This is a genomic window from Micromonospora sp. KC606 (assembly GCF_004348675.1).
Lineage (GTDB): Bacteria > Actinomycetota > Actinomycetes > Mycobacteriales > Micromonosporaceae > Micromonospora.
The window spans coordinates 1-9,078 of record NZ_SMKN01000231.1 but is presented as its reverse complement, the minus strand read 5'-3'; the positions used below and the strand labels follow the sequence as shown (position 1 = coordinate 9,078).

The following is a 9,078-nucleotide window of genomic DNA, read 5'->3' as shown; positions in this document are numbered from 1 at the left end:
GGGCCGGACAGTGTCAGCGGACGGGGTGGCCGACGGCCCGCAGCGCGTCCTTGACCTCACCCACGGTCAACTCGCCGAAGTGGAAGACGCTGGCGGCGAGCACCGCGTCCGCGCCCGCGCCCACAGCCGGCGGGAAGTGCCCCACCTCGCCGGCGCCGCCGCTGGCGATCACCGGCACGTCGACCACCGCGCGGACCGCCTGGATCAGCGCCAGGTCGAAACCGGCCTTGGTGCCGTCGGCGTCCATCGAGTTCAGCAGGATCTCCCCCGCGCCCAGTTCGGCGCCGCGGGCGGCCCACTCGACGGCGTCCAGGCCGGTGCCACGCCGGCCGCCGTGCGTGGTGACCTCGAAACCGCTCGCCGTAGTGCCGGCGGGTGCCCGCCGCACGTCCAACGAGAGCACCAGCACCTGCCGGCCGAACCGGTCGGCGATCTCGGCGATCAGCTCGGGCCGGGCGATCGCGGCGGTGTTCACGCCGACCTTGTCGGCGCCGGCGCGCAACAGGGTGTCGACGTCGGCGACCTGCCGGACCCCGCCGCCGACGGTGAGCGGGATGAAGACCGACTCCGCCGTACGCCGGACCACGTCGAGGGTGGTGCCCCGGTCGCTGGAGGAGGCGGTGACGTCGAGGAAGGTCAACTCGTCGGCGCCGGCGCGGTCGTAGGCCGCGGCCAGCTCCACCGGGTCACCGGCGTCGCGCAGATCGAGGAAGTTGACCCCCTTGACCACCCGACCGGCGTCCACGTCCAGACACGGGATCACCCGCACCGCCACCGTCATTCCGTGAGCTTATCCAACAGCCGCGGCACGGCGGTCGGCCCGACCGGGCCGACCGCCGTGAACGAGTTCCGGGTCACACCCGGACGAGCATCTTGCCCAGGTTCTCGCCGCGCAGCATGCCGAGGAACGCCTGAGGGGCGTTCTCGACACCCTCGACGACCGTCTCGTCGTACGAGATCCTGCCGTCGCGCAGCCAGCCGGCAACGTCGGCGACGAACCGGTCACGCAGGTGGCCGTGGTCGCCGACCAGGAAGCCACGCAGGGTGAGCCGCTTGCCGATGACCAGCGCCAGGTTACGCGGGGCGGCCGGCGGCTCGGTCGAGTTGTACTGCGCGATCATGCCGCAGATGGCAGCCCGGCCGTGCAGGTTCATCGCGCCGATCGCGGCCTCCAGGTGCTCGCCGCCGACGTTGTCGAAGTAGACGTCGACGCCGTCCGGCGCCGCGGCCCCGAGCAGGTCCTTCACCGGACCGTCGTGGTAGTCGAAGGCGGCGTCGAAGCCCAGCGCCCTCAGCCGCTCGACCTTGGCGGGCGAGCCGGCGCTGCCGACCACCCGGGCGGCGCCGGAGAGCTTGGCGATCTGGCCGACCATACTGCCCACCGCGCCGGCGGCGCCGGAGACGAAGACGGTCTCGCCCGGCTTCATCGCCGCCACGTCGAGCAGGCCGGCGTACGCGGTCAGGCCGGTCATGCCGAGCACGCCGAGGTACGCGGTGAGCGGGGCGACGGCCGGGTCGACCGTGCGGGCGGCCCGCGCCTCGACCAGGGCGTACTCGCGCCAGCCCAGGCCGTGCAGGACGGTGTCGCCGACCTTGATGCCGTCGGCATCGCTGGCCACCACCTCGCCTACCGCGCCGCCGTCGAGCGGGGCATCGAGCGCGAACGGCGGCACGTACGACTTGACGTCGTCCATCCGGCCCCGCATGTACGGGTCGACCGACATGAACTGGTTGCGGACCACGATCTGGCCCGGACCGGGGGTCGGCACCTCGGTCTCGACGAGGCGGAAGTTGTCGGCGGTGGGCCAGCCCTGCGGGCGGGAGGCCAGGTGGATTTCACGGTTGGCGCTCATGAGGGTTCTCCTTTCGTACGCGGTCGCCATCGGCTCAGGCCGACGCGGTCTCGCGGACGGTGAGAGCGACGTCGATGTTGCCGCGCGTCGCGTTGGAGTACGGGCAGACCTGGTGTGCGGCCTCGACGAGCTGCTCGGCGGCGGCCCGCTCCAGGGCGGGCAGGTCCACCACGAGGGCGACGGTCAGCCCGAAGCCGCCGCTGCCGTTCGGGCCGATGCCCACCTCGGCCTCGACGAGCGAGCTGGAGACGTCGGCCCGGGCCCGGCGGGCAACCGTGCGCAGCGCCGAGTGGAAGCAGGCGGCGTAGCCGGCGGCGAAGAGCTGCTCGGGGTTGGCCGCGTCGCCCGCGCCGCCCATCTCCTTCGGGATCGCCAGGTCCAGGTCGAGCGTGCCGTCGGAGGTGCGGACGTGGCCGTCGCGGCCGTCGCCGGTGGCGCGGGCAAAGGCGGTATAGAGCACCTGCACGGGGATCACTGCTCCTTCTGTCGGTGGATCGTCTCGGTGACCCGGGTGAGGGTGTCGCGCAGGGCGACCAGCTCGGCCTCGGTGAGGCCGGTGGCGCAGGCGACCCGCGCCGGCACCTCGCCGATCCGCCGCCGCAGGGCCGCACCGTCGGCGGTCAGCCCCACCTCCACCCGCCGCTCGTCGCGCGCCGACCGGGACCGGACCACCAGGCCGGCGGCCTCCAGCCGCTTGAGCAGCGGGGAGAGCGTGCCGGAGTCCAGCCGCAGCACGGCACCGAGCTCGGAGACCGTGGGAGCGTCGTCGCCGCGCTCCCAGAGCACCATCAGCACCAGGTACTGCGGGTAGGTCAGGCCGAACTCGTCGAGGATGGGCCGGTAGACGTCGGTGAGGGCACGCGACGCGGCGTAGAGCGCGAAGCACACCTGTCGACGCAGCACCAGATCATCGGTCATGTCCCAAACCGTAGTGCGAAATTAGATTGCGCACAACTTATCTGGTCGTGATGTGACCGCCTTCACCGCCGAGCGGCCCGGTTCACCGCTCGCCCAGGTACGCCTCCAGCTCCACCTCGACCAGCTGGTCCGGGTCGATCAGCCCGGCCACCACCACCATCGTCGCCGCCGGCCGCACCGCGCCGAACACCGCGTGGTGCGCCCGCCCAACCTCGTCGGCGTGGCTCCGGTCGGTGACGTACATCCGCGTCCGGACCACGTCTGCCGGCGACGCGCCCACCTCGGCCAGCGCGTCCAGGCCGATCCGCAACGCCTGGGCGGTCTGCGCCGCCGCGTCCCCGACGTGCGTCACCACGCCGTCCACCGTCGACGTGCAGCCGGCCGTCCAGGCCCGGTCCCCGGCCCGTACCACCCGTGAGTAGCCGTACCGCCCCTCCCAGGGGCCACCCGAGCTGATCCGGATGACCGCCGGCTGCTGCCCGGCCGCCCTCACCCGGCGGCCCGGAGCGTCTCCAGCGCCTCGGCGACCGTGAACGCACCGGCGTAGAGCGCCTTGCCGGCGATCACGCCCTCCACCCCGATCGGTTCCAGGGTGGCCAGCGCCCGCAGGTCGTCCAGGGTCGAGACGCCACCGGAGGCGATCACCGGGGCGTCGGTGCGGGCACAGACCTCGCGCAGCAGATCCAGGTTCGGCCCGCGCATCGTGCCGTCCTTGGTGATGTCGGTCACCACATACCGGGAGGCGCCGGCCTTGTCCAGCCGCTCCAACACCTCCCACAGGTCACCGCCGTCGCGGGTCCAGCCCCGGGCCGACAGGGTACGTCCCCGCACGTCCAGCCCGATCGCGACGCGGTCGCCGTACTCCCCGCAGACCCGGTCGCACCACTGCGGATCCTCCAGCGCGGCGGTGCCGATGTTGACCCGGGCGGCACCGGTGCCCAGGGCCGCGCTCAGCGACTCGTCGTCCCGGATACCGCCGGAGAGCTCGACCTTCACGTCGAGCCGGCGGACCACCTCGGCGAGCAGGTGCGCGTTGGAGCCCCGGCCGAACGCGGCGTCGAGATCGACCAGATGGATCCACTCGGCACCGTCGGACTGCCAGGCCAGCGCAGCCTCCACGGGGTCGCCGTACCCGGTCTCGCTACCGGCGGCGCCCTGCACGAGCCGGACGGCCTGGCCGTCGGCGACGTCCACGGCGGGCAACAGGGTGAGGCTCACTTCTCTTCTCCTCGGTCAGATCCGACGGTCCAGCGCGATCACCACGACCGCGGGCAGGACCAGCAGCAGCAAGACGACCAGGACCAGCCGGAGCGCCCAGTCGTCGACGAACATCCAGACACCGAGCAACGCGGCCAGGCTCAACCCGACGATGGCGGCCCGTTCCCCCCGACTGCGCCGGGCCAGCCGACCGGTACGGCCCCGCCGCCACTCCGGCGTCAGCCGGCGGACCAGGGCCCGTCGGCGCTCCCGGCGGGCCAGCTTACGCTGGCGGACCACCCGTTCCCGAGCGGCCTGCGCCTCCCGCGCGGCCCGTCTACGCGCCCGTTCCCTGCTCACCGGACCCCCGCCCCGGCGGGCGGCCGGACGGCCGGCTCAGTCAACCGTGGCCAGCCAGTTGCGCAGCAGCGCGGCACCGGAGTCGGCGGACTTCTCCGGATGGAACTGGGCCGCCGACAGCGGCCCCCGCTCCACGGCGGCGACGAAGTCCGACCCGTGGTGGGCCGTGGTCACCGTCGCACCGGCGGCGACCAGGCCCGCCACGTCGGTCACCCCGTACGAGTGGACGAAGTAGAACCGGCTGCCGGCCGGCAGCCCGGCGAAGAGCACCGAGTCGGCCGACGCGTCGACGGTGTTCCAACCCATGTGCGGCAGCCGCTGGGCGGGCAGTTTCGTCACCCCGCCGGGCAGCAGGCCCAGGCCCTTGGTGACCAGCCCGTGCTCGTCGCCGTGCCCGAAGAGCACCTGCATGCCGACGCAGATGCCCAGCACCGGCCGGCCGGCGGCGACCCGCTCGGCGATGACCGGCCCCGCGCCGAGCTCCTCGATCCCCGCCATGCAGGCGGCGAAGGCACCCACACCCGGCACCACCAGGCCGTCCGCCTCGGCGGCGGCAGCCAGGTCGGCGGTGACGGTCACGTCCCCGCCGGCCCGCTCCAGCGCCCGCTCGGCCGAGCGCAGGTTGCCCGAGCCGTAGTCGAGCACCACGATCCGCTTGGCCATCAGCCCTCCCCCGGTAGCAGCCAGAGCACACCGGCGACGGTGGCCAGCGCGGCGAGCAGCCCGGTGACCACCACCGCGCCGCGCGGCGCGCCCTGCCGGATCAACGACCACGTTCCACCGACCAACACCCCGGCCAGGATCAGCAGCAGGGTCGGCAGCACCTTGCCCATCAGCGCCGGCCTCCGGTCACGGCCGCGGCACCCCGCCACGTCGCGTCCCGCGCGCCCGTCACAGCGCGCCCTTCGTGCTGGGCACCATGCCCGCGTTGCGCGGGTCCAGCGCGGTGGCCTCGCGCAGCGCCCGAGAAACCGCCTTGAACTGGGCCTCCACCACGTGGTGGGCGTCCGGGTGGCCGCCCGGTCGGGCAGCGCGCAGCACGTCCACGTGCAGGGTGATCCGGGCCGCCTGGCCGAAGGACTCCCAGATGTGCCGGGTCATGCTGGTCGGATAGACCGGGCCGATGTACGGCGCCAGGGCCGGCTCGTCGTGCACCACGTACGGCCGGCCGGACAGGTCGATCGCCGCCCGGACCAGCACCTCGTCCATCGGGACGGTGGCCGAGCCGTACCGCCGGATGCCGGCCTTGTCCCCCAGCGCCTGGTCGAACGCGGCGCCCAGGGCGAGCGCGGTGTCCTCCATCGTGTGGTGGGCGTCGATCTCCAGGTCACCGATGGTGCGCACGCTGAGGTCGAAGCCGCCGTGCCGGGCGATCTGGTGCAGCATGTGGTCGTAGAAGCCGACGCCGGTGCTGATCTCGGCCTTGCCGGTGCCGTCGAGGTCCAGCTCGACCAGGACGTTGGTCTCCTTGGTGATCCGCTCCACCCGGGCGGTGCGACTCATTGCTTACCTTTCGGTCGCGGCTGCGGGGCTCGCGAGCTCACGCTCGCGCTCCCACTGGAGCTTGGTCATTGCGGACAGGAAGGCGTCGGTCTCGGCGGGGGTGCCGGCGGTGACCCGCAGCCAGCCGGGCAGACCGACGTCGCGGACCAGGACGCCCGCGTCGAGCAGGGCGCGCCAGGCGGCGCTCTGGTCGCCACCCACCTCGAACAGCACGAAGTTGGCGTCGCTGTCGGCCACCCGGTGACCCCGGGCGCGCAGCTCGGCGACGATCCGGTCCCGCTGCGCCATGATCGCCTCGACCGTGCCGAGCAGGGCGTCGCGGTGCGCCAGCACCGCCCGGGCGGCGGCCTGGGTCAGCGCCGAGAGGTGGTACGGCAGCCGCACGAGCTGCACCGCCGCCACCACCGCCGGGTCGGCGGCCAGGTAACCCAGCCGCCCACCGGCGAAGCCGAACGCCTTGCTCATGGTGCGGGTGACCACCAGCCGCGGATGCCCCGGCAGCATCGCCAGGGCGTTCGTCGTGCCCGGCCGGGCGAACTCGGCGTACGCCTCGTCGACGACCACCATGCCGGGCGCGACGTCGAGCACCGCGGCGACCACGGTCGGGTCCAGCGCGGTGCCGGTGGGGTTGTTCGGCGAGCAGAGCAGGACCACGTCGGGGGCGTGCTGCCGGACCTGGGCGACCGCCTCGCTGGCGGTCAGCCCGTAGTCGACGCCGCGCGCGGCCGGGATCCACCGGGTGCCGGTGCCCAGGGACAGCAGCGGGTGCATCGAGTACGCCGGGACGAAGCCGAGCGCGCTGCGCCCCGGGCCGCCGAACGCCTGGAGCAGCTGCTGCTGGATCTCGTTGGAGCCGTTGGCCGCCCAGACCTGGTCCGCGGTGAGCCCGTGGCCCAGGTACGCCGCCAGGTCGGCGCGGAGCGCCACCGCGTCCCGGTCGGGGTAGCGGTTGAGGTCGCGCAGCTCGGCGGCGAGCGCCCTGCCGATCGCGTCGACCGCCGGCCCGGGCACCGGGTAGGAGTTCTCGTTGGTGTTGAGCCGCACCGCGACGTCCAGTTGCGGCGCGCCGTAAGGCGTCAGGCCCCGCAGGTCGTCGCGGATGGGCAGATCGTCGAGGGTGGTCACGCGGACTCCTCCGCGAACCGCGCCCGCACGGCCTGGCCGTGCGCGGGCAGGTCCTCGACCCCCGCCAGGGTGACCACGTGCGGGGCCACCTCGCGCAGCGCCTCCCGGGTGTATTCCACCAGGTGGACGCCGCGCAGGAACGACTGCACGGACAGCCCCGAGGAGTGCCGGGCGCAGCCGCCGGTGGGCAGCACGTGGTTGGACCCGGCGCAGTAGTCGCCCAGCGACACCGGCGACCAGGCCCCCACGAAGACCGCCCCGGCGTTGCGGACCCGCAGCGCCCACTCGCGGGCGTTCTCGGTCTGGATCTCCAGGTGTTCGGCGGCGTACGCGTCGACCACCCGCAGCCCGGCCGCCAGGTCGTCGACCAGCACGATGCCGCTCTGCTCGCCGCGCAGCGCGGCGAGCACCCGTTCGACGTGCTTGGTGGCCGACGTCTGCCGGACCAGCTCCGCGTCGACCGCGTCGGCCAGCGCGACCGACGGGGTGACCAGCACGCTCGCGGCGAGTGGGTCGTGCTCGGCCTGACTGATCAGGTCGGCGGCGACGTGCGCCGGGTCGGCGGTGTCGTCGGCCAGGATGGCGATCTCGGTCGGACCGGCCTCGGCGTCGATGCCGACCACGCCGCGCAGCAGCCGCTTGGCGGCGGTGACCCAGATGTTGCCCGGGCCGGTGATCATGTCGACGGGATCGCAGCGCAGGTTGCCCTCGGGGTCGACCGCCGCGCCGTACGCGAGCATCGCCACCGCCTGGGCGCCGCCGACGGCGTACACCTCGTCGACGCCGAGCAACGCGCAGGCGGCGAGGACCCGCTGGTCGGGCAGGCCGCCGTTCTCCTTCTGCGGCGGGCTGGCCACGACCAGCGAGCGGACCCCGGCCGCCTGGGCCGGCACCACGTTCATCACCACGGTCGACGGGTACATGGCCAGGCCGCCGGGGACGTAGAGGCCGACCCGGTCGACCGGCAGCCAACGCTCGGTGACCGTGCCGCCCGGCACGACCTGGGTGGTGTGGTCGGTGCGGCGCTGGTCGGCGTGCACCCTGCGGACCCGGGTGATCGACTCCAGCAGCGCGGCGCGCACCTGCCGGTCCAGCGTCGTCTCGGCCTCGGCGATCGCTCCGGCGGGAACCCGCAGCACCTCCGGGCTGATCCCGTCGAATCGCTCGCTGGCCTCCCGGATCGCCGGGTACCCATGCTCCTGGACCGCCTCCACGAGAGGGCGGATCCGCTCGACGGCCACGGAGACGTCGAGCTGGGCACGGGGCAGCAGGTGGCGCGGGTCACGGACCCCGCCGCGCAGGTCGATCCGGTTCAACACCCCTGCGAGTCTAGGCGGCGAGTCGCGGAGGCGACCCGCACCGTCCGGACGGCGGGACGGTGAGCCGGGACACGCCGGGCGCGCGGGATCGGGCTACGCTCGGACGCGTGACCGCACGGCTGCCGGTGTTCCCGCTCGCAACGGTGCTCTTTCCCGGTCTGGTGCTGCCGCTGCACATCTTCGAGGAGCGCTACCGCACGCTGGTCCGCGACCTGGTCGTGCGGCCGGAGGGGGCGCCCCGCGAGTTCGGCGTGGTGGCGATCCGCAGCGGCTGGGAGGTGGCCCCCGGCCCGGGGCGGGTCGTCCCGGGCGACGGCGAGGTGATCCTGCACGAGGTGGGCTGCACCGCCGAGCTGCGTCAGGTCACCGAGCTCGACGACGGTGGCTTCGACATCGTCACGGTGGGCCGGCGGCGGTTCCGCATCGCCGACGTCGACCGGGCCGCGGCGCCGTACCTGACCGCCGAGGTGGAGTGGCTGCCGGAGCCGGCCGGCGTCGACGAGGTGAGCGAGCTGCTGGCGGCCCGCGTGATCGCGGTCTTCCGACAGTACCTGGGACTGGTCCGCCCCGGGCAGCAGGAGGTCTCCGAGCAGCTGCCCGAGGACCCGACGGTGCTGTCCCACCTGGTGGCGGCGACCGCCGCGTTGACCGTGGCGGACCGGCAGCGGCTGCTGGCCATCGACGACACCGCTGCCCGGCTCCGCGCCGAGCTGCGGCTGCTCAACCGCGAGGCGGCTCTGCTGCGCCAGGTCCGGGCGGTTCCGGTGCCGCTGTCGGAGCTGGCGTCTCCCCCGACCCCCAAC

Annotated in this window: 13 protein-coding genes; 1 reads left to right on the top strand and 12 read right to left on the bottom strand. The window is 73.9% G+C overall.

All coding sequences use genetic code 11. The features are described 5' to 3' along the window. Positions 1 to 13: 13 nt before the first annotated feature. The 12 genes from hisF to hisD all read right to left on the bottom strand — a co-directional run bounded on the left by hisF (position 14) and on the right by hisD (position 8,275). Positions 14 to 781, bottom strand: a complete 768-nt coding sequence (gene hisF / locus E1193_RS27320; RefSeq protein ID WP_132186053.1) for an imidazole glycerol phosphate synthase subunit HisF — start codon at positions 779 to 781, stop codon at positions 14 to 16. Between the two features lie 73 nt (positions 782 to 854). Continuing rightward, entirely contained in the window at positions 855 to 1,853 is a 999-nt protein-coding gene (locus E1193_RS27315; protein WP_132186052.1) for an NADP-dependent oxidoreductase, read from the bottom strand. Positions 1,854 to 1,887: 34 nt separating this feature from the next. Beyond that, positions 1,888 to 2,319: an organic hydroperoxide resistance protein gene (locus tag E1193_RS27310; RefSeq protein WP_132186051.1), complete on the bottom strand. Its 432-nt coding sequence runs from the start codon at positions 2,317 to 2,319 to the stop codon at positions 1,888 to 1,890. A gap of 5 nt (positions 2,320 to 2,324) precedes the next feature. Then, the gene (locus E1193_RS27305) at positions 2,325 to 2,771 is read right to left on the bottom strand and encodes a MarR family transcriptional regulator (RefSeq protein WP_132186050.1); all 447 of its coding nucleotides are present in this window, start codon (positions 2,769 to 2,771) and stop codon (positions 2,325 to 2,327) included. Positions 2,772 to 2,853: 82 nt separating this feature from the next. Next, positions 2,854 to 3,264: a RidA family protein gene (locus tag E1193_RS27300; protein WP_132186049.1), complete on the bottom strand. Its 411-nt coding sequence runs from the start codon at positions 3,262 to 3,264 to the stop codon at positions 2,854 to 2,856. Next, entirely contained in the window at positions 3,261 to 3,989 is a 729-nt protein-coding gene (gene priA, locus E1193_RS27295) for a bifunctional 1-(5-phosphoribosyl)-5-((5-phosphoribosylamino)methylideneamino)imidazole-4-carboxamide isomerase/phosphoribosylanthranilate isomerase PriA (protein ID WP_132186048.1), read from the bottom strand. Before priA ends, E1193_RS27300 begins: the two co-directional genes overlap by 4 nt. A gap of 15 nt (positions 3,990 to 4,004) precedes the next feature. Then, positions 4,005 to 4,328, bottom strand: coding sequence for a hypothetical protein (locus tag E1193_RS27290; RefSeq protein WP_132186047.1), 324 nt, complete (start codon positions 4,326 to 4,328; stop codon positions 4,005 to 4,007). A 36-nt stretch (positions 4,329 to 4,364) separates the two neighbouring features. Next, positions 4,365 to 4,991 carry an imidazole glycerol phosphate synthase subunit HisH gene (gene hisH, locus E1193_RS27285; protein ID WP_132186046.1) on the bottom strand — a complete coding sequence of 209 codons (627 nt, stop codon included), beginning with the start codon at positions 4,989 to 4,991 and terminating at the stop codon, positions 4,365 to 4,367. Next, positions 4,991 to 5,161, bottom strand: coding sequence for a hypothetical protein (locus E1193_RS32150; RefSeq protein ID WP_165945839.1), 171 nt, complete (start codon positions 5,159 to 5,161; stop codon positions 4,991 to 4,993). Before E1193_RS32150 ends, hisH begins: the two co-directional genes overlap by 1 nt. Before the next feature lie 58 nt (positions 5,162 to 5,219). Beyond that, entirely contained in the window at positions 5,220 to 5,831 is a 612-nt protein-coding gene (gene hisB, locus E1193_RS27280; RefSeq protein ID WP_132186045.1) for an imidazoleglycerol-phosphate dehydratase HisB, read from the bottom strand. Positions 5,832 to 5,834: 3 nt separating this feature from the next. Beyond that, a complete protein-coding gene (locus E1193_RS27275; protein WP_132186044.1) occupies positions 5,835 to 6,956 on the bottom strand; it encodes a histidinol-phosphate transaminase in 1,122 nt (373 codons plus the stop codon). Then, on the bottom strand, positions 6,953 to 8,275 hold the full coding sequence (gene hisD / locus E1193_RS27270) for a histidinol dehydrogenase (RefSeq protein ID WP_132186043.1): 1,323 nt from the start codon (positions 8,273 to 8,275) through the stop codon (positions 6,953 to 6,955). Before hisD ends, E1193_RS27275 begins: the two co-directional genes overlap by 4 nt. Positions 8,276 to 8,382: 107 nt before the next feature. Between hisD and E1193_RS27265 the strand changes: the two genes are divergently transcribed. Continuing rightward, a partial coding sequence (locus E1193_RS27265) for an LON peptidase substrate-binding domain-containing protein (protein WP_132186042.1) occupies positions 8,383 to 9,078 on the top strand: 696 nt, incomplete at its 3' end.

Coding starts and splice junctions, on each gene's coding strand:
- hisF (WP_132186053.1), bottom strand. CDS start 781: ATGACGGTGGCGGTGCGGGTGATCCCGTGTCTGGACGTGGACGCCGGT.
- E1193_RS27315 (WP_132186052.1), bottom strand. CDS start 1,853: ATGAGCGCCAACCGTGAAATCCACCTGGCCTCCCGCCCGCAGGGCTGG.
- E1193_RS27305 (WP_132186050.1), bottom strand. CDS start 2,771: ATGACCGATGATCTGGTGCTGCGTCGACAGGTGTGCTTCGCGCTCTAC.
- hisH (WP_132186046.1), bottom strand. CDS start 4,991: ATGGCCAAGCGGATCGTGGTGCTCGACTACGGCTCGGGCAACCTGCGC.
- E1193_RS32150 (WP_165945839.1), bottom strand. CDS start 5,161: ATGGGCAAGGTGCTGCCGACCCTGCTGCTGATCCTGGCCGGGGTGTTG.
- hisB (WP_132186045.1), bottom strand. CDS start 5,831: ATGAGTCGCACCGCCCGGGTGGAGCGGATCACCAAGGAGACCAACGTC.